The sequence below is a fragment of the Micromonospora sp. DH14 genome, from assembly GCF_029809455.1.
GTDB classification, from domain to species: Bacteria; Actinomycetota; Actinomycetes; order Mycobacteriales; family Micromonosporaceae; genus Micromonospora; species Micromonospora parva.
Genome location: NZ_JARVKT010000015.1, coordinates 127,172 through 146,711, shown reverse-complemented (window position 1 = coordinate 146,711; position 19,540 = coordinate 127,172). Strand labels below are relative to the sequence as shown.

19 protein-coding genes are annotated in these 19,540 nt (G+C 72.6%); all 19 read right to left on the bottom strand.

The genetic code is table 11. The annotated features are described in order from the left end of the window. Positions 1-2: 2 nt before the first annotated feature. Positions 3-1,034 (bottom strand): hypothetical protein, encoded by a 1,032-nt coding sequence (locus QCZ28_RS20700; RefSeq protein WP_279518188.1) that lies wholly within the window; start codon positions 1,032-1,034, stop codon positions 3-5. Between the two features lie 42 nt (positions 1,035-1,076). Next, on the bottom strand, positions 1,077-2,021 hold the full coding sequence (locus tag QCZ28_RS20695) for an RluA family pseudouridine synthase (RefSeq protein ID WP_124854348.1): 945 nt from the start codon (positions 2,019-2,021) through the stop codon (positions 1,077-1,079). Beyond that, positions 2,018-2,632, bottom strand: a complete 615-nt coding sequence (gene lspA / locus QCZ28_RS20690; RefSeq protein ID WP_279518187.1) for a signal peptidase II — start codon at positions 2,630-2,632, stop codon at positions 2,018-2,020. The genes QCZ28_RS20695 and lspA overlap by 4 nt, the downstream gene beginning before the upstream one ends. 64 nt (positions 2,633-2,696) lie before the next feature. Continuing rightward, on the bottom strand, positions 2,697-3,116 hold the full coding sequence (locus QCZ28_RS20685; protein ID WP_030334492.1) for a TraR/DksA C4-type zinc finger protein: 420 nt from the start codon (positions 3,114-3,116) through the stop codon (positions 2,697-2,699). A 226-nt stretch (positions 3,117-3,342) separates the two neighbouring features. Continuing rightward, positions 3,343-4,842: a potassium/proton antiporter gene (locus QCZ28_RS20680; protein ID WP_279518186.1), complete on the bottom strand. Its 1,500-nt coding sequence runs from the start codon at positions 4,840-4,842 to the stop codon at positions 3,343-3,345. A 22-nt stretch (positions 4,843-4,864) separates the two neighbouring features. Then, positions 4,865-5,170 carry a DUF167 domain-containing protein gene (locus tag QCZ28_RS20675; protein ID WP_279518185.1) on the bottom strand — a complete coding sequence of 102 codons (306 nt, stop codon included), beginning with the start codon at positions 5,168-5,170 and terminating at the stop codon, positions 4,865-4,867. A gap of 11 nt (positions 5,171-5,181) precedes the next feature. Next, the gene (locus QCZ28_RS20670; RefSeq protein WP_279518184.1) at positions 5,182-5,922 is read right to left on the bottom strand and encodes a hypothetical protein; all 741 of its coding nucleotides are present in this window, start codon (positions 5,920-5,922) and stop codon (positions 5,182-5,184) included. A gap of 80 nt (positions 5,923-6,002) precedes the next feature. Next, complete coding sequence (locus QCZ28_RS20665) at positions 6,003-6,812, bottom strand: DivIVA domain-containing protein (RefSeq protein ID WP_279518183.1); 810 nt, start codon at positions 6,810-6,812, stop codon at positions 6,003-6,005. Positions 6,813-6,856: 44 nt separating this feature from the next. Next, positions 6,857-7,162 (bottom strand): YggT family protein, encoded by a 306-nt coding sequence (locus QCZ28_RS20660; RefSeq protein ID WP_030334503.1) that lies wholly within the window; start codon positions 7,160-7,162, stop codon positions 6,857-6,859. 30 nt (positions 7,163-7,192) lie between these two features. Next, positions 7,193-7,885, bottom strand: a complete 693-nt coding sequence (sepF, locus tag QCZ28_RS20655) for a cell division protein SepF (RefSeq protein WP_279518182.1) — start codon at positions 7,883-7,885, stop codon at positions 7,193-7,195. Positions 7,886-8,075: 190 nt separating this feature from the next. Then, the gene (locus QCZ28_RS20650) at positions 8,076-8,819 is read right to left on the bottom strand and encodes a YggS family pyridoxal phosphate-dependent enzyme (RefSeq protein WP_279518181.1); all 744 of its coding nucleotides are present in this window, start codon (positions 8,817-8,819) and stop codon (positions 8,076-8,078) included. Positions 8,820-8,828: 9 nt separating this feature from the next. Then, positions 8,829-9,944: a cell division protein FtsZ gene (ftsZ, locus tag QCZ28_RS20645; protein WP_030334509.1), complete on the bottom strand. Its 1,116-nt coding sequence runs from the start codon at positions 9,942-9,944 to the stop codon at positions 8,829-8,831. A 245-nt stretch (positions 9,945-10,189) separates the two neighbouring features. Beyond that, entirely contained in the window at positions 10,190-11,008 is an 819-nt protein-coding gene (locus QCZ28_RS20640) for an FtsQ-type POTRA domain-containing protein (RefSeq protein ID WP_210866150.1), read from the bottom strand. Next, positions 11,005-12,570 carry a UDP-N-acetylmuramate--L-alanine ligase gene (gene murC, locus QCZ28_RS20635; RefSeq protein ID WP_279518180.1) on the bottom strand — a complete coding sequence of 522 codons (1,566 nt, stop codon included), beginning with the start codon at positions 12,568-12,570 and terminating at the stop codon, positions 11,005-11,007. Before murC ends, QCZ28_RS20640 begins: the two co-directional genes overlap by 4 nt. Beyond that, entirely contained in the window at positions 12,567-13,673 is a 1,107-nt protein-coding gene (murG, locus tag QCZ28_RS20630; RefSeq protein ID WP_279518179.1) for an undecaprenyldiphospho-muramoylpentapeptide beta-N-acetylglucosaminyltransferase, read from the bottom strand. The genes murC and murG overlap by 4 nt, the downstream gene beginning before the upstream one ends. Further along, entirely contained in the window at positions 13,673-15,127 is a 1,455-nt protein-coding gene (locus QCZ28_RS20625; RefSeq protein WP_279518210.1) for a putative peptidoglycan glycosyltransferase FtsW, read from the bottom strand. The genes murG and QCZ28_RS20625 overlap by 1 nt, the downstream gene beginning before the upstream one ends. 259 nt (positions 15,128-15,386) lie before the next feature. Further along, entirely contained in the window at positions 15,387-16,511 is a 1,125-nt protein-coding gene (gene mraY, locus QCZ28_RS20620) for a phospho-N-acetylmuramoyl-pentapeptide-transferase (RefSeq protein WP_279518178.1), read from the bottom strand. Further along, on the bottom strand, positions 16,508-17,959 hold the full coding sequence (gene murF / locus QCZ28_RS20615; RefSeq protein WP_279518177.1) for a UDP-N-acetylmuramoyl-tripeptide--D-alanyl-D-alanine ligase: 1,452 nt from the start codon (positions 17,957-17,959) through the stop codon (positions 16,508-16,510). The genes mraY and murF overlap by 4 nt, the downstream gene beginning before the upstream one ends. Next, a complete protein-coding gene (locus QCZ28_RS20610; protein WP_279518176.1) occupies positions 17,956-19,518 on the bottom strand; it encodes a UDP-N-acetylmuramoyl-L-alanyl-D-glutamate--2,6-diaminopimelate ligase in 1,563 nt (520 codons plus the stop codon). Before QCZ28_RS20610 ends, murF begins: the two co-directional genes overlap by 4 nt. Positions 19,519-19,540: the final 22 nt, after the last annotated feature.

The window sequence follows — 19,540 nt, the reverse complement described above, 5'->3', positions numbered from 1 at the left end:
GATCACGACGACGGCGACGGCGACGGCGGCTCGGCGACGGCGGCGTCCGGCGAGGTGGTGACGCTCGGCGGCGTCGACTCGGTGGGCTCCGGCTCCGACGGTTCGGGTAACGGAGTCGTCACGGCTGGTGCGGGTTCCGACGATTCGCCCACGGAGGGCGAGGGCGCCGGTGCGCTGATCAGTGGCGCGGGCGGCTCGGACCGGGTCGGCGTGGGGCTCGGCCCGGTGTCGGCCGGTGGGCGCACCACGTCGCGCTGCTCGGGCAGCGGCGGCGTGAAGACCGTGCGGTCCAACCGGTACACCTCGGGGGCGGGGTCGACAGCCCGTACCTCCGGCCGGGTCGCGACGCCGCGCAACGCCACCGGCGTCGCGCGGACCACCGCCGCGTAGACGCAGGCGCAGCCGGCCCGGTAACCGGCCGCCTCGGCGGCGGCCACCTCCGCGCCGCTGGTGTACTGCTCCCGCAGCTCCCGCTCGCCCTCCCCGTCGCCGTCGACAGCGGCGGCCCTGGCCCGGTAGTCGGCGGCCTCGGTCTCCTTACGGGCCGCCACCTGTCGCATTCCGGCGACCACGTCGTCGGGCACCCGCATCGCGGGGATCTTGACGATCTCGGTCTGTCGGCCGGGCAGCGGAACCCGCCCGAAGACGGTCGACACCCCGACGTCGCCGAGCACCGTCGCCAACCGCTGCGGAGGCAGGTACGCGTCGAGCGTGACCAGCGCGTACGTCGTGCCCTCGGCGGCCGGGGCGGACGCCGGCAGCGCCGCCAGGTCGGCCGCGGCCGAGCGCAGGTAGGCGGGGACCGAGTCGCCGTCGACGACGCCGACCCGGGTCACCTCGCCGACCGTCCGGTCGCCGACCGGGGTGTCGTCGACGGCCCAGACGGCGGCGCCCAGCACCGCCGCCGCGGAGAGCACGGCGGCCCAGCTGAGCACGCCGAACCGCGCCGACCGGTCGCCCAGCCGGGCCACGGCCCGGGTCAGCGGCGGCAGCAGCCGCTGGTCCAACTGCCGCAGCAGGTTGCCGGCGCGCACGGGCGGGATCCCCTCTGTGGATCGGTGTCGGGCGGTCGCCGCTCAGTCACGCAGGATCTGGAGCGCACGGTCCAGGTCGTCAGGGTAGTCGCTGACGAACCGGACCTCGTCCCCCGTTCGGGGGTGCAAAAAGCTCAGTTCGCGGGCGTGCAGCCACTGTCGGGCCAGGCCGAGACGGGCCGAGAGGGTGGGATCGGCACCGTAGGTGAGGTCACCCACACAGGGGTGCCGCAGGGTGGAGAAGTGCACCCGGATCTGGTGCGTCCGGCCGGTCTCCAGCCGGACGTCGACCAGGCTCGCCGCCGGGAACGCCTCCAGGGTGTCGTAGTGGGTGATGCTCGGCTTGCCGCCGGAGACCACCGCCCACCGGTAGTCGTGGGTGGGGTGCCTGTCGATCGGCGCGTCGACGGTGCCCCGCAGCGGGTCCAGGTGACCCTGCACCACCGCGTGGTAGCCCTTGTCGACCTCGCGGTACTTGAAGGCCCGCTTCAAGGCCGTGTACGCCTGCTCGCTCTTGGCCACCACCATGATCCCGGTGGTGCCCACGTCGAGCCGGTGCACCACGCCCTGCCGCTCGGCGGCGCCGCTGGTGGAGATGCGGTGCCCGATCGCGGCGAGCGCGCCGATCACCGTCGGCCCGGTCCAGCCGGGGCTGGGATGCGCGGCCACCCCCACCGGCTTGTCGACCACGACGATGTCGTCGTCGGCGTAGACCACGCGCAGGCCGGGCACCGCCTGCGGCACCACTGTCGGCGGTGCGACCGGCGCGGGCAGCGTGACGTCCAGCCAGGAGCCGGCCTTGACCTTGTGCGAGTTGGGCCGGGCGGCGCCGTCGACCAGCGCGTCTCCGGCGTCGACCAGGGCCGCGGCGGCGGTGCGGGAGAGCCCGAACAGGCGGGACACGGCCTGGTCCAGGCGCATGCCGTCGAGGCCGTCCGGGACCGGAAGGGAACGGTGGTCGCCGCCAGCGGCGAACGCGGAGGTCATGCCCGCTCCCGCTGCTCGGCGCCGGACGCGGCGTCCGTGGTGGCCGGGTCGTCGTCGCGCCCCGCCCGCCGGCCGTCACGCTGCCGGCCGGTCAACTCCAACAGCACGGCCAGCAGCACACCGCAGACCAGCGAGCTGTCGGCCAGGTTGAACACCGGCCAGACCTGACCGTACGGGTCGAAGAGGCTGATCATGTCGACCACGTGCCCGTGGAAGGGGGACGGCGCCCGGAAGATCCGGTCGACGAGGTTGCCCAACGCGCCACCCAGCACCAGGCCGAGGGAGACCGCCCAGGGCAGCGAACGCAGGCGCAGCGCCATCCACACGATCCAGCCGACCACACCGATGGTGATCAGCGGGAAGACCCAGGTGTGGTCGGCACCGATGCTCCAGGCCGCGCCGCTGTTGCGGGTCAGGCTCAGGTAGACGAACCCGCCGAGCAGCCGGACCGGTTCCCGGTCGGTCAGCGCGGCCAGCGCGAGGTGCTTGGTGACCAGGTCGGCCAGCAGGGCCACCAGGGCGACTCCGGCCAGAATCGCGACGGCCCGGGGCCGGCGTTTGCCGCCGCCCGGGTCGGTGCGGCCGGGTTCGGCGGACGGTGCTGCGGTCATGCGCTCCCCATCGACAGTCTTGGCGGTGATCGCTCACCGTCTCATCGCCGCCGGGGAGCGGACCTCAGCGCCGCTCCTCCAGCTGCTTGCACGTCACACACAGGGTGGCCGACGGGAAGGCGGCGAGGCGCTCGACCGGGATCGGGTTGCCGCACCGCTCGCACCAGCCGTAACCACCCTCGTCGAGACGCTCCAGAGCGCGCTCCACCTGCGTGATCCGTTCCAGAATGCTGTTGGCGAGAGAGATCTCCTGCTCCCGCTCGAGCGTCTTGGTGCCCGTGTCGGCCTGGTCGTCCCCGGCCGAGTCGGTCAGCCGATCGCGCTGCAGCTCGGTGATCTCACTCAGCGTCTGATCGTACTCGGCGCGAAGCTCGTCCCGCCGCGCCGCCAGCGCCGCCCGGATCTTCTCGGTCTCGGCCGTGCTGCGGGTGGCCTTGGCCACCGGCTTGCGCCCGGCGGTCCTGGTGTCGGCTGGCTTCGCCATGGGTCGCTCCCTCGGCCGGGGAACCGCGCGGTCCGCGGCGCCTGGGTCAGGGGGCGCCGACCATGGCGTCCCCTATGTACGAAAAGGGGCGCGCGGCGACGATGGCCGCGCACTCCGGAGGTTGGCAAGAATACGGAACGTACAGGCGTCCGACAACGTGCCGCACCGTCGCATCGTCTAACAGCCCCTAGCCCTGCCAAACTGGGGCAAAGGGAACGCTAGCAGATCAATTGGCCACCTCATCCCCGTACTCACCAAACCATCGGGCCAGGTGACCCCGCCGACTGACCGCCCGCAAACGCCGTTCCGCAGCGTCCCGCACCCCGGCGGTCGCCACGATCAGCAGACTGTCGCCGGTCTTCAACCGGGTGTCGGGGGCGGGCACGAAACCCACCCCGTCGCGCAACACCAGGGTCACCGACGCGCCCAACGGGAGCCGCAACTCGTCGACGTGCACACCCGCCAGTCGCGAGCCCGGCGGCACCTCCACCTGGAGCAGGTCCGCCCGCATCCGCTCCAGCGGCGCGGTCTCCACATGGATCTCGGCGGCCTCGGCCGGCGCGGTCACCCGCAACCAGCGGGCGAACGACCCCAGCGTCCCGGTCTGCACCAGCGTGAAGATCACCACCAGGACGAAGACCACGTCGAAGAGCCGCTCAGCGCCGGGCACCCGCTCGGAGAGCGGAATGGTGGCCAGCACGATCGGCACCGCCCCGCGGAGCCCGGCCCAGGACAGGAACGCCTGTTCTCGAAGCCCGACCCCGAACGGCAACGCCGAGACGGCCACCGACAGCGGTCGGGCCAGCAGCACCAGCGCCAGCCCGGCGACCACCGCGGGCAGCACCGCCGAGTCCAGCCGGCCCGGCGAGGCCAGCAACCCGAGCAGCACGAACAACCCGATCTGGGCGAGCCACGCCAGCCCGTCGGCGAAGCCGAGGATCGCCTGCCGGTGCGACAGGCGGGCATTGCCCAGCAGCACCCCGGCCACGTAGACGGCGAGGAAGCCCGAGGCGTGCAGAACCGCCCCGGCGGCGTACGCCAGCACCGTGATGCCCACCGCGGCGATCGGGTAGAGCCCGGCCGAGGGCAGGGCCGCCCGGCGCAGCGCCCAGGTGCCGGCGACACCCGCGCCCACCCCCACCGCCGCGCCGACGCCCAGCTCGTAGCAGACCAGCGCGACCTCGTACCACCACGGGTGCGAGAAGCCCTGGTGGGACAGCAACACCACCAGCAGCACCACCGGGGCGTCGTTCATCCCCGACTCGGCCTCCAGCGTCGCCACCAGCCGGGGCGGCAACCGCAGCCGGCGCAGGGTGGCGAAGACGGCAGCCGCGTCGGTGGACGACAGCACCGCGCCGTAGAGCAGCGCCAACCGCCAGTCCAGCCCCAGCAGCAGGTGCACGGCGACGCCGACCACCACGATGCTGACGATCACGCCCACAGTGGAGAGCGCGGAGGCCAGCCCGAGCACCGGGCGCAGCGTGGTCCACCGGGCGGTGAGGCCGCCCTCCGCGATGATCACGATCAGCGCGCAGAAGCCGAGGGTCCGGGTCAGCTCGACGTCGTCGAAACGGATGCCCAGCCCGCCCTCCCCGATCGCCACACCCAGCGCCAGGTAGACCAAAAGGCTGGGCACGCCGAGGCGGGTGGAGAGTCGCACCGCGCCGACCGCTACCAGCAGCACCGCCGCGCCGAGCAGCAGCGCGATATCCAACCCGGGCGTCACGGCTGCCTTGCCCGGGCTGGCCTCACCCGGCGGATCCGTCGCGCAGGCGGCGCAGCACCTCGGGCAGCTCCGGGCCGGGCCGATCGACGATGAAGAGTTTGTCCCGGCTGGCCGCGCCGGACCGCAGTGACACCGCGGCCCGCCGGACGCCCAGCGCGCCGGCCAACGCCCGCCGGGCCGCCTCGGTGGCCCGACCGTCGACGGCCGGGTCGTGGACCGCGATCACGAGGGCGGGCCCGTGCGGGCCGTCGAAGCGACCACCCACCCGGTCCCGGGAGGCGCCGGGCTTCACCCGCACCGCCACGGTGAGCGTGTCCTGCGCGGGCACCGGGCGCCGCTTCAGATCGGCCGGACGTCGGCGAGGAGAGCGGTCGCCGGCGCGCAGTGCGCGCACGGCGTGAAGCCGAGCTCCACGGCCTCGGCGACCGGCAACGTCTCGGGCTGCCAGCCAACCAGGTGGGGGCAGGTGTCGAGGTGGTAGCGGGGGCGGCCGTCGACGACCTCGACGGCGTCGAGCAGTCGGGCCACCCGGGCCGCCTCGGCGGTCGTGATCTGCTGGGCGGCCGGCTCGTCGACCGCCGTGACCGCGCCGTCGAACCCGTCGTCGGTCGGGGCCACCGTCGGCGGCGCCGGGCTGACGGGCCGGGCCCGCGAGGGCACCTCGTCGGCCCCGACCGGCGACGCCTCGTCGACGCGCGAGTCGTACGGCGACGCGTCGTCGATCGGTGGGACGTGGTCGACCGGCGGCGCGGGTGGTTGCCGCCACCCGGTGCCGCCGGTGCCAAACGTCGTGGGCGTGTGCTGGACCGGCACCTCCGGCTCGACCAGCGGCGGCCCGTACGCGACATCCGGCGTGGCCTGGCTGGCCGTGCGGGGTGCGTCGGGGTGCCGCCGGTCGGTCCGGCCGGGATCCGCCATGGCGCGGTTGGCGGCTGCCTGGCGGGCGCCCACCACCAACGCCACGGCGGCCAGCAGACTGGCCGCGATGGAGATGACCAACAAGAAGCTGGAGCCACCGGCCAGGCCGAGCACCAGTAGCACCACCGCGACGAGGATGAGCAGCAGACTTGCGACTATCACGGCTCACCCCCGCCGCGTCGAACCGTCCAGGCCGGGCCGGCGACCGTCACCATTGGCGGACAGCGATCGCCGGCCGGTGCTCAGCGTCCGGCTTCGAGGGCGCCGGAGCGCCCGCCGCCGCCGTACGAACCAGCGAGGCCCGCTGCGGCCAGCCCGTTGCCGCCGGCGACCCGGCCGGCTTCGGAGCGGGTCATCTCGGCCTCGAGGCCCTGGCCACGACCGTCGAGGTCACGCAGCTGGCTCTCCAGGTACGCCTTGAGCCGGGTGCGGTACTCGCGCTCGAACTGCTTGAGCTCCTCGATGTGCTTCTGCAGGGCCGTGCGCTTGGCGTCCAGGCCGCCCATGGCCTCCTGGTGCCGCTGGCGGGCGTCCCGCTCAAGGGCGTCAGCCTTCGCGCGCGCCTCCCGGGTCACCTCCTCGGCCTTGCTGCGAGCCTCGGACAGCAGCTGGTCGGCCTCGCGGCGCGCGTCGGACACGTGGTCGTCGGCGGTGCGCTGGGCCATCATCAGCACGCGCAGGGCCTGCTGCTCACCGTCACCGGTGACGCCGCCGGCCGGGCCGCCGGCCGCGCGGACCTGCTCCAGCTCGGCCTGCATCGCGCGGGCAGCCTGCTCGGCCGCCGACTTGTCGCGCTGCACCCGGTCCAGCTGGGCCTTGACATCGTTGAGCTCCGCCGCCAGTCGGGCGTCGCCGCCGGGGCCGGCGGGGGCACCGCCACGGCCGCCGCGCTCCACCTGGGCGCGCAGCTCGTTGTTCTCCTCGATGAGACGGGCGAGCTCGCGCTCGACCTCATCCAGGAAGGCGTCGACCTCCTCCTCGTCATACCCCCGTTTGCCGATCGGCGGCTTTTTGAAGGCGACGTTGTGGACGTCGGCCGGGGTCAGCGGCATCGAAACTCCTCGGGTCAGTTGCGGCCGCGAAAGCGCGTCGGTCATCAGGCAGATGCCCTGATCGACGGCCCTAACACGAACTCCATCAGCACGAACAGGATAACCAGGAGCACAAGGGAGGCCAGGTCGATGCTCACGGTACCAATTCGCAGCGGAGGGATCACACGCCTCAACGCGTTGAGAGGGGGATCAGTGACGCTCCACACGGATTCCAATCCTGCCGATGCTCCACGCCCCGGTTGCCAGCGTCGGCCGTACTGCAGGACGGCGCTCAACACGAACCGGGACAGAAGAAGGAGCAGGAAGACATAAAGGATCAGGTACAGCACTTGCAGTAAGATCGACAACACGGTCAGCGACGTCCCTCGGGTCGGGCGGGGTCAACTCAGACTGAAAAAGCCGCCCTCAGCGATCTTGGCTTTGTCCTCAGCCGTGACCTGGACGTTAGCCGGTGAGAGCAGGAACACCCGATTGGTCACGCGCTCGATCGTACCGCGCAGGCCGAACGCCAGCCCGGCGGCGAAGTCCACCAGACGGCGGGCATCGGCCTCATCCATCTCGGTGAGATTGATGATCACCGGGACGCCGTCGCGGAAGTGCTCGCCGATGGTGCGCGCCTCGCGGTAGGTGGTGGGGTGCAGCGTGGTGATCTGGTACCGCTGCTCCTCCTCGGGCAGGGCCCGCTCGCGCGCCGTGACCTGCGGCGCGAGAGCCAGGTTGTCCCGGGTGTGGTAGGTCAGCGCGCCGGAGGTCTCGCCCGCCGACGACCGGGTGATCGACCGTACGCTGGACCGCTCGATCCGCTCCGGACGCTCACCGTCACCGCGCTCGGACTCGCTCAACCGCCCGCTCGTCCGCTCGGAGAGTCGACCCCGCCCGCTGTCGCGCGGCCGCGGAGCCGGCGGCTCCTCGGCGTCGTCCTCGTCGTCGTCGGCGAACTCCTCGGCGTACCGGCTCTGCCGGTAACGCGAGTCGCGGTAGCCACCCTTGTCGTAGCCACCGTCGTCGTAGGCCCGCTCGTCGTCTTCTTCGACCAGACCGAGCCAGACCCCCGCCTTGCGCAGTGCACCCATCCCGCGCCCTTCCGTCCGCCGTGCGGCACGCGCCCCCGTGCCATGTCGCCCGTCGCGAGTGGACAACCATGCCCATCGGACCGGAACGGCAATCCCCCGGCGCGCGATTCGCGTCGCGCGCCACGACCCCCGACTGGAGACGCCCGCCCCTGAAACAACACTGATGTAATTTGCTTGTCTCGCGGTCAGGCTACCGCAGCGTGGGACGCATTCCGAGCAACGCGCTACCGACGCGGACATGTGTCGCGCCGTAACGGATCGCGATGTCGAAATCTCCGCTCATTCCGGCGGACAACGCGGTCGCTCCCGGATGGACGACCCGAAAGGCGTCGGCGACCTCGGCGAGCCGGGCGAACGCCCGCTCCGGCTCCCACCCCAGCGGGGCGACCGCCATGAGACCGACCAGACGCAGCCCGGGCGCCTCGGCCACCGCCTCGGCCACCGGCTCCAACCCGGCGCCCGGATCCGCCGAGCCGGGCAGCGCCCCGCCCCGGGCCGCGTCGCCGTCGATGCTCACCTGAACCAGCGCGTCGAGCGGCGCCTGCCGTTCGGCGGTCGCGGTGGCCAACGCCCGGGCCAGCCGGACACTGTCGACGGAGTGCACCACGTCGGCGTAACGGACCACCGAGCGGGCCTTGTTGCGCTGCAACTGGCCGATGAAGTGCCAGCGGGGACGCACCCCGGCGGCAGCCACCTCGGCGGCCTTGCCGGCCGCCTCCTGGTCGCGGTTCTCCCCCATGTCGGTCACCCCGAGCCCGGCCAGCGCCACCACGTCGCTGGCCGGGTAGGTCTTCGTCACCGCGATCATCGTGACCTCGGCGCGGTCCCGGCCGGCCTGCGCGCAGGCGTCATCGATCCGGGACCGAACCTGTGCCAGACCGGCCGCGAGTTCGGCGCGCCGATCCGGTCGTACCGTGGCTGAGCTGTCGGTCATCGGCGGTGCTCAGGACCCGTTCTTGAGGAAGTCGGGAACGTCCACGTCGTCGAAGAGCACGCGACGCGGCGACTGGGCCGGAGCCGGGTTGGTGGCCGGCGCCGGCACCGGGGTGCTCTGCGGTGCCGGCTGGTTGGTGTTGCTCTTGCGGGTCGGCTCGGCCGCCTTGTACGCGGGCGTGCCGCCGTCGAAGCCCGCCGCGATGACCGTCACCCGCACCTCGTCACCGAGCGCGTCGTCGATGACCGCGCCGAAGATGATGTTGGCGTCCGGGTGGGCCGCGTCGGTGACCAGCTGGGCGGCATCGTTGATCTCGAACAGACCCAGGTCGGACCCACCGGCGATGGAGAGCAGCACGCCCCGTGCGCCGTCCATGCTCTGCTCCAGCAGCGGGCTGGAGATGGCCGCCTCGGCCGCCTCGACCGCGCGGTTCTCGCCACGGGCGCTGCCGATGCCCATCAACGCGCTGCCGGCGCCGCTCATCACGCTCTTGACGTCGGCGAAGTCCAGGTTGATCAGACCCGGGGTGGTGATCAGGTCGGTGATGCCCTGCACACCCGAGAGCAGCACCTGGTCGGCCGTGCGGAACGCGTCCATCATGCTGATGTTGCGGTCGCCCAGGGCGAGCAGCCGGTCGTTCGGGATGACGATCAGCGTGTCGCACTGGTTGCGGAGTTCGTCTATTCCCGACTCGGCCTGCACCTGGCGGCGCTTGCCCTCGAAGGAGAACGGCCGGGTCACCACGCCGATGGTCAGCGCGCCGAGCTTGCGGGCGATGTTGGCCACCACCGGCGCGCCGCCGGTGCCGGTGCCGCCGCCCTCGCCGCAGGTCACGAAGACCATGTCGGCGCCCTTGAGCACTTCCTCGATCTCGTCGCGGTGGTCCTCGGCGGCGTTCTTGCCGACGTCCGGGTTGGCCCCGGCCCCCAGGCCACGGGTCAACTCGCGCCCGACGTCGAGCTTGACGTCGGCGTCGCTCATCAGCAGCGCCTGCGCGTCGGTGTTGATCGCGATGAACTCGACGCCCTTGAGCCCAACCTCGATCATCCGGTTGACGGCGTTGACGCCGCCACCCCCGATGCCGACGACCTTGATGACCGCCAGGTAGTTGTGCGGAGGTGTCATCTCCGGTCCTTTCCTTCGAGATTGGCTTCGGCCGACCGGGTACGGCGTGGCCAGCCCAGCGGCCGACAACAGCTGTCACCAGCGAGGATCAGGGGTGAACCCTAACCCTCTACTAGAGGCTTACAGTTATGTCAACCACTGATCCTCTTCGGGGCAACGTAAGCGCCACCGCCCGATGAGCCAAGGACCCGGGCGGCGTGTCGCCGCGCGGAGCGCGACGGGTCACGTCCCCGCACGCTCACCGGTCAACGGAAGGTCACCACATCCGGCGCACTCACGTCGATCCGGTCGGTGTCCTCGTCGAGCAGCGCAGTGGCCACCCGGGCCTTGTCAGTGCCCCGCGTCGCGTCCCCCCAGATCACCGTCCGGTCCCCCCGCAACCGCAGGCTGATCCGGGCCAGCCCCTCCACGTTCACGTCCACCAGCTCCGCGCGCAGCTGCGGCGTCAGCGCGACGAGCACCTCCAGCCCGGCCCGGGTGCCCGGGTCGTCGGCGGCCGGCCGGGCCACCGTCACCTGCGGCAGGCCGGCCGGGCGTCGCTCCACCGTCCGGAACGCCACCCCGCTCCCGTCGATCATGGCGAACGCCTCCCCCTGCGGCACCACCGCCACCGCGGTCCGCTCGGTCACCCGCACCACCAGCGCGTCGGGCCAGTCCCGGGACACAGTGGCCCGCTCCACCACCGGCAGCGCGCCGACCCGTCGGGCCGCGGCGGCCAGGTCCACCCGGGCCAACGGCACCCCGTCCGGAACGCCGACCGCGTCGTGCACCTGCACCGGAGTGGCCAGCTTGGCACCCTCCACCCGCACCTCACGCACGCCGAACAGCCCGGTGCCGAGCACCGTCCAGGCGACCAGCCCGGCCAGGGCGAGCACCCCGGCGGCCACCGCCCACGGCAGCGCCGCACGCATGCGACGCTGCCGGGCACGCGCCATGAACCGGCGGGTCGACGGCGGCACCGCGTCGCGGCCCGCCCGGACCAGCTGCCACCGCCGGGCCGGACCTCGGCGCGGGGCGCCGCCGTCGGCGGCGCTGGTCCGCCCCCGGGCCGGGCCGGGACTCATCCGGCCGTCGGCGCCGAGCCGCCGGGCACGGCGGTGCCACCGAGAGCCGCACCGTCGCCACCGGACGTGGCCCCACCCGGCACCGGATCACCGATCGCCGGGGAGGTGGCCACCGGGTCGACGGTCGCGGTGGATGCCGAGCCGGCCGTACGCTCACCCAGGGCGGCCAGCAACTCGTCGCCCATCAGCGAGATCGGCGGGGCACCCATGGTGACCACCACGTCCCCCGAGCGGGCCCGACGGGCCACCTCGACCGGGGCCTGCTCCCACGACTCCACGAAGACCTTGCGGTCGGCGGGCAGCTCCACCGCCGCGATCAGCGCCGCCGAGCCCTCGCCGGGCTGACGCAGCTCACCCGGCCCGAAGACCTCCAACAGCACCACCTCGTCGGCGATGGCCAACGCCGCGGCGATCTCCGCCTGGTTGTCGCGGGTGCGGTACAGCCGGTACGGCTGGAAGACCACGATCAGCCGGCCGTCCCCGGCGACCTCGCGCAGCGTCTGCATCGCCAACGTCATCGACGTCGGGTGGTACGCGTACTCGTCGTAGACCAGCACGCCGTCCGCGGCACCCTTGCGCTCGAAGCGCCGACGCACGCCGGGGAAGACCGCCAGCGCGGCCTCCGCCGCCTCCAGCGGCAACTCCAGCAGGTACGCGGTGAGCACCGCGGCGGCGCTGTTCAGCCCCATGTGCCGTCCCGGCACCGGCAGCCGGAACTCGCCCAGCGACCGACCGTCGACGGCGGCCAGGTAGCGCACCCCGCGGGCCGAGGAGACCATCTCGGTCAACCGCAGGTCGGCGTCGTCCGCCTCGCCGTAGGTGAACACCCGCCGCCCCTCGGACCGCAGGCTCTCGGCCAGCCGTCGACCGCCCGGATCGTCGGCGCAGGTGATGATGAACCCGTCCGGGTCGGTGAGGCGGGCGAACTCCACGAACGCCGCCTCCAGCGTCGCGTAGTCACCGTAGGTGTTCAGGTGGTCCGCCTCGATGTTCGTGATGATCGAGACGTACGGGCGGTAGATGAGGAACGAGCGGTCGCTCTCGTCCGCCTCGACCACGAAGTGCTCACCGGTGCCGTGGTGCGCGCCCGAGCCGACCTCGGAGATCTCCCCGCCGATCACGAAGGACGGGTCCACCCCGGCCTGCTGGAGCACCATCGTCACCATCGACGTGGTGGTGGTCTTGCCGTGCGTGCCGGCGACGGCCACCGCGCGACGGCCGGTCATCGCCGCGGCGAGCGCCTCCGAGCGGTGCAGCACCCGCAGGCCGCGCCGACGCGCCTCGACCAACTCCAGGTGGTCCTGCGGAATCGCCGACGAGTAGACGACGGTGTCGACCCCGTCGAGGTTGCTGGCCTCGTGACTGAGGTGGATGGTGCCGCCGAGCGCCCGCAGGCCCGCCAGCGACGGCCACTCCCGCAGGTCGCTGCCGGAGACCCGGATGCCCCGGGTGAGCAGCAGCCGGGCCACGCCGAGCATGCCCACCCCACCCACCCCGATCAGGTGGACGGCGCCCAGGTCCTCGGCGGTGAGCGTGCCGGCCGGGGTGAACTGCGCGGTCATCGGGCCACCGCCGCCAGCACGAAGGAACGCAGGGCCTCGTCGCCGTCGCGCCGGCCGTACGCCCCGGCGGCGGCCCCCATCGTGTACAGCCGCTGGGGGTCACGGATGAGCGGGATGACGGTGCGCTCCAGCCAGTCCGGGGTGAGCTCCGCGTCGTCGACCAGCAGCCCGCCGCCGGCCTCCACCACCGGCAGCGCGTTGCGTCGCTGCTCCTGGTTGCTGTGCGGGTACGGCACGTAGATCGTGGGCAACCCGATCGCGGCCACCTCGGCGACGGTCATCGCCCCGCCCCGGGCCAGCATCAGGTCGGCGGCGGCGTAACCCAGCTCCATCTCCGACAGGTACGGCAGCGTCACGTACGGCACCGGCAGGTCGGTGGGGATCGGCACCGGCTCGTTGCGGGCACCCATCACGTGCAGCACCTGCACGCCGTTGCGAGCCAGCTCCTTGGCCGCGCCGGAGACCGCCAGGTTGATCGAGCGGGCGCCGGACGAGCCGCCGGAGACGAAGAGCACCGGCAGGTCCGGGCGGAGCCCGAAGTGGGCGCGGGCGGCGTTGCGCAGCGCGTACCGGTCCAGACTGGTGATGGCGCGGCGCAGCGGCACCCCGACCACCGTGGCGTCCCGCAACGACTCGGCCTGGCTCGGCTGGTTCGGGAAGCCGACGGCCACGTTCTTGGTGAACTTCATGCCCAGCCGGTTGGCCACGCCCGGTGGCACGTTCACCTCGTGGATCACCATGGGCAGCTCACGACGCCACGCGGCCAGGTAGGCGGGCACCGAGACGTACCCGCCGAAGCCGACGACCACCTCGGCGCGCACCTCGTCGATCACCTTGCCCGCCGCGCGGGCCGCCGTCCACATCCGGCCCGGGGTGCGGACCAGGTTCATGTTGACCGACCGGGGCAGCTGGTACGCCGGGATCTGCCGCAGGTCGTAACCCTGCGGCGGGATCAGGTCGTTCTCCATGCCCCGGGGTGTGCCGAGGCAGGTGATCCGGACGCCCGGGTCGTGTCGGCGCAGGCAGTCGGCGAAGGCGAGCAGCGGGTAGACGTGCCCCCCGGTGCCACCTCCCGCGAGCACCACCGAACGCAGCGGACCCATCAGCGTCTCCTCTCGCTCGCCGTACCCCTGCGGTTGCGGTCCTGGCGGACCCCGCGCGGCACGGCCTGGTCGTCGTGGCGCCGCTCGCGGGACCGGGGCACTGACCCTCGGCCAGCGGGCGGCGACGCCGGCCGGCGACGCCGGCCGGGAAGCGGCGGCAACGGGGCCCAGAGTAGTCGGACCCACCGGGCCGGCGGACGGGCATGCAGTGCTCTGGCCGCATCGGGTTCGGCGCGGGCGAAGGACGCCAGCATGCCGATGCCGGCCAACGTCACCACCAGGGCACTTCCGCCGTCGGAGATGAACGGCAGCGGCAGGCCGGTGATCGGCAGCAGCCCGACCACCCCACCGATATTGATCACGGCCTGGCTGACCAGCCAGGTGGTCACGGCCGTGGCGGCGAGCCGGCGGAACGGGTCGTCGACCCGCCGGGCGATCCGGAACCCGGTGTACGCGAGGACCGCGAACAGGCTGAGCACCACGGTGCAGCCGATCACGCCCAGCTCCTCGGCGATGATCGCGAAGATGAAGTCGTTGTGCGCCTCGGGCAGCCAGTCCCACTTCAGGCTGCCCTTGCCCAGCCCGACACCGAACCAGCCGCCGTGCTCGATGGCCAGCCGCCCCTGGTAGAACTGGAGACAGTCGTTGAGTTTGCAGGTCTCCGGGTCCGGTGGGTTGAAGAACATGTCCAGCCGCGCGAGCCGGTAGTTGTCCGCGCCGCGCTCGCCGGAACCGGCGCCCAGCGAGGCCACCGCGACGAGCAGGCCGATCCCGACCAGACCGGCCGCCGCCAGGGCGCCGAACACCCGCATCCGCACCCCGGCGGCCCAGAGCAGGCCCACGACCAGGGCCAGCAGGCAGAGCATCGTGCCCGTGTCGTTGTAACCGACCAGGACGAAGAGCAGGCCCACGATCGGGAACAGCGGGGTGGCCAGCTCGCGCCACCAGCCCAGCGCGGCGCCCTTGCGGGCGACCAGGTGCGCGCCCCAGAGCACCATCGCGAACTTGGCCAGCTCGGACGGTTGCAGCTGGATCCCGCCGATGAACAGCCAGTTCAGCCGTGCCTCGATCGGGCCGATCTGCCCTGACTCCTGCCGGGTCAGCCGGGCGTAGGCGAGCAGCAGGTTGAGCAGCAGCAACAACCCGATCGAGGTGAACAGCAGCGGCCGGCCCAGCGACCGGTAGGTGCTGGCCGGCAGACGCTGGCAGATCCAGAAGGCGCCGATGCCGATCACCGCGAAGATGGCCTGCTTGGTCACCGAGGCCGAGGCGTTGCCGTCCTCGGCGTAGTCCTTGACGCTGGTCGCCGAGAAGACCATGGTCAGCCCGATCAGCAGCAGCAGGCCGGCGCAGGACAGCAGCAGGTAGTAGGAGGTCAGCGGTCGGTCCAGCAGGCCGCGCAGCGCGGCGAGGCCACCGGCCGCGTCGATGCCGCGCAGCGGGGTGGCCGCCACGGCCTCCGGCTCGCGTCCCGCCGGCCCGGACTCCCGCGCCCCCGGCCCGGATTCACGGGCCGCCGCGCCGGGCTCCGGGCCGCGCGCCCCGACGGTCAACGGTGTACGCGCCGCGCTCGGCGACCGTCGCGGCCGTCCGACAGTCCCATCCTCGGTGCCGATTTCCTCCCCCACCCCGACATCATCACCGCTGAACACGCCCCACCGCCCGACAACGCCCCACCGGGCGTGTCGAACCCGCCCTCAGGGCTCGGCGGGATCAGGTCATGTTGGCGAGGAACTCGCTGTAGAACAGGCCCAGGGCGATGGCCACGCCGATACCGGCGATGATCCAGAAGCGCACCACGATGTTGACCTCACTCCAGCCGGCCAACTCGAAGTGGTGCTGTAGAGGAGACATCCGGAACACCCGCTTACCGGTGGTCTTGAAGGAGATGATCTGGATCACCACGGACATCGTGATGATCACGAAGAGCCCGCCGATGATCGGCAGCAGCAGGATGGTGCGGGTGGACATCGCCATGCCGGCGATCAGACCGCCCAGCCCGAGCGCCCCGGTGTCACCCATGAAGATCCGGGCCGGAGAGGTGTTCCACCACAGGAAGCCCACACAGGCCCCGGCCGCCGCCCCGGCGATCAGCGCGATCTCCAACGGGTCGCGGACCTCGTAGCAGTACGGCTGGGTGTAGCTCGGGTCGGCGCACCAGTGCCGGTACTGCCAGAACGCGATCAGCGCGTACGCGGCGAGCACCATCACCGACGCGCCGGTCGCCAGACCGTCCAGACCGTCGGTGAGGTTGACGCCGTTCGTCGCGGCCATCACCACGAAGATGAAGATGATCACCGCGCCGACCTTGCTGACCTCCAGGAAGTCGATGTCCCGGATGAAGCTCAGCGTGGTGCTGCCCACCGTCTCGGTGTTGGTCGCCAGACCCGAGCCGTTGGTCATCGTGCTCGGGAACCACAGCGCGATCACCCCGAAGACCGCACCGACCAGGATCTGCCCGAGCAACTTGCCGCGCTTGTTCAGCCCGGCACTGTTGCGCTTGCGCACCTTCAGGAAGTCGTCGAGGAAACCCACAGCGCCGGAGAAGACCATCAGACCCAGCAGCACCAGGGCGGTGATGGTCGGCTCCACCTGGGCGATCTGCTGGTCCGGCAGGGTGGTCAGGGCGAGGTGCCCGGCCACGTACGCGATCACCGTGGCCAGGATGAAGACCACGCCGCCCATCGTGGGCGTGCCCTTCTTGCCCTGGTGCATGGCGGGGCCGTCGGACCGGATCGGCTGACCGGCCTTGAGCCGGGTGAACACCTTGATCGCGATCGGGGTGCAGAAGAGCGAGACGAGGAAGGCCACCCCGATGGCGACGATGACCGCCCTCATTCGGTGCCACCTTCGGTCGCGACTGCGGGGCTCGCAAGCTCGCTCCTCGCGCCCCGGACCGACTCGCCGTCGGCGTCGGCGCGCAGGGCGTCGGCCACCTCCCAGGTCCGGTACCGGGAACCCTTGACCAGGACGACGTCACCCGGTCGTAGCTCGTTCCGCAGCACCTCGACGGCCGCCGCCTGATCGGTGAGCAGCACCGACTCTCCTCCCCAGTTCGCTACCGCTGTCGCGCCTTCGTGGATCGGCGCAGCCGGCTCACCCACCACGAGCAGCCGGTCGACACCCAGCTCGGCCGCGAGTTGGCCGACCTCGGCGTGGCCGTCGTACTCGAACGGGCCCAGCTCGGCCATGTAACCAAGCACCGCGACGGTACGCCGCCCCTGACCCATGCTGGCCAGCGCCCGCACCGCGACCGACATCGAGGCCGGGTTGGCGTTGTACGAGTCGTCGATCACGGTCACCCCGTCGGGACGGTCGAAGACGTCCATCCGGCGGGTCGAGACCAACCCCAGCCCGCCCAGGGCCGTGGCCAGCTCGGCCAGCGGCATACCCAGCTCCCGGGCGACCGCCGCCGCCGCGAGCGTGTTCCCGACCTGGTGACGGCCGGCCAGCCGGAGCCGCACCGGCGCGCGCCCCTCCGGGGTGACCAGGGTGTACGACGGGTGCCCCCGCTCGTCGAGCGTGACGTCCTCGGCGCGCACGTCGGCGTCGGGCGCCTCGCCGTAGCGGACCACCCGGGCCTGCGTACGGCTCGCCATCGCGTCCACCCGGGGGTCGTCGGCGTTCAGCACGGCCAGCCCGTCTGGCGGCAGCGCCTCGACCAGCTCACCCTTGGCCTGGGCGATCGCCTCCTGCGAGCCGAACTCGCCGATGTGCGAGGTGCCGACGTTGAGCACCACGGAGATCCGGGGCGGCACCAGCTCGCACAGGTACCGCACGTGCCCGACCCCGCGCGCGCCCTTCTCCATCACCAGGTAGCGGGTGTCCGGGTCGGCCTGCAGGGCGGTGTACGGGTGCCCCAGCTCGTTGTTGAACGAACCGGGTGGCGCCACGGTGGCCCCGAGCCGGGCGGTCAGCTGACCGATCAGGTCCTTCGTGGTGGTCTTGCCGGACGAGCCGGTGATGCCGATCACGGTCAGGCCGGGCAGCCGGTCCACCGCCGCGCGGGCCAGTCGGCCCATCGCGGTCAGGGCGTCGTCGACGAGCACCATCGGCACGCCGGGCACCTCGCGGCTGCCGAGCACCGCCACCGCGCCGGCCTGGATCGCCGTCTGGGCGTAGTCGTGCCCGTCAACCTTCTCCCCCGGGAAGGCCACGAAGAGCGAACCGGGGCCCACCTTGCGCGAGTCGAACTCCACCGAACCGGTGACGGTGACGTCCGGGTCGGCGGACACCAGCCGACCGTCGACCGCGGCGGCCACCTCGGCCAGGCTCAGCGCGATCACCGCTGGCCCGCCAGGTCCCCGAAGCGGGCCCGCAGGGCCTCGGCCAACTCGGTGCTGTCGTCGAACGGAAACACCTCGCCCGCCACCTCCTGGCCACGCTCGTGTCCCTTGCCGAGCAGCGCGATCACGTCGCCCGGCTCGGCCAGCCGGACCGCCTCGTCGATAGCGGCCCGGCGGCCCGCCACCTCGATGATCCGGGCGGGCGTGCCGGCCCGGTACGCCCCGGCGAGCACCTCGGCGCGGATCTCCCCCGGGTCCTCGGTACGCGGATTGTCGTCGGTCACCAGCACCACGTCGGCTCCCTCCGCCGCGGCGGCGCCCATCACCGGCCGCTTGCCCCGGTCCCGGTCCCCGCCGGCGCCGATCACACAGATCAGCCGGCCGGCGCTCAACTCGCGCAACGCGGCCAGCGCGGCCACTATCGCGTCCGACTTGTGGGCGTAGTCGACCACCCCGCGCACCGGCGCGGCCACGTCGACAAGCTCCAGCCGGCCCGGGACGCCACGGCAGGCGGCCACACCGGTCGCGGCGGTTACCGGGTCCACCCCGGCGCCGACCAGCGCGGCGATGGCCAGCAGCGCGTTGGCCACGTTGTGCCGACCGGGCAACGCGACACCGGCGGACACTGCGACCCCGTCCGGGCCGTGCGCGGTGAACCGCTGCGCGTACCCCTCGCCGCCCACCCCGTCGGCCCACCAGGTCGCGCCCTGGTCACCGGCCGCCGAGTAGGTGACGGTGCCCGGCTTGAGCAGCGGCTTCAACGCCGGGTCGTCGTGGTTGAGCACCTCGACGGCGCAGCGCCCGTCGAAGAGCTGGGCCTTCGCGGCGAAGTAGTCGTCGCTGTCGGCGTGGAAGTCCAGGTGGTCCGAGCCGAAGTTGGTGTACCCCCCGACGGCGAACCGCACCCCGCCCACCCGGCCCATGGCCAACGCGTGGCTGGAGACCTCCATGACCACGGCGGTGACCCCACGCTCGCGCGCGGTGGCCAGCATGGCGTGCAGGTCGGTCGCCTCGGGGGTGGTGCGCACACTGTCGATCACCAGGTCACCGAGCCGGGTCTCCACCGTGCCGACCAGCCCGGTGGTGTGCCCGGCGGCCCGCAGCCCCGACTCGATCAGGTACGCGGTGGACGTCTTACCGGCGGTGCCGGTCACCCCGATCACGGTGACACCGGCGGTCGGGTCGCCGTACACGGCCGAGGCCAGCTCGCCGAGCACGGCGCGCGGGTCGGGCACCACCAGGGCCGGCAGACCGCTCTGCGCCGCCAGCTCCGCGCCCGCCGGGTCGGTCAGCACCGCCACCGCACCCGCCTCGGCGGCACCGGCGGCGAACTCCGCACCGTGCCGACGGGCACCGGGCAGCGCCGCGTACAGGTCGCCGGAGCGAACCTCCTGGCTGGCGTGGGTGACGCCGGTGACGACCACCGCGGCAGCGTCCGCCGGAGGGTCGACGGCGAGCCGGATGGCGAGATCACCGAGCCGAACTCCGGTCACGGTACGTGGACGTGGATTGCCGGGCACGGCGTCAGACCCTACCCGGTCGTCCGGTTCCGGCCGCACAGCCGCCCCGGTGGTTCGTCGG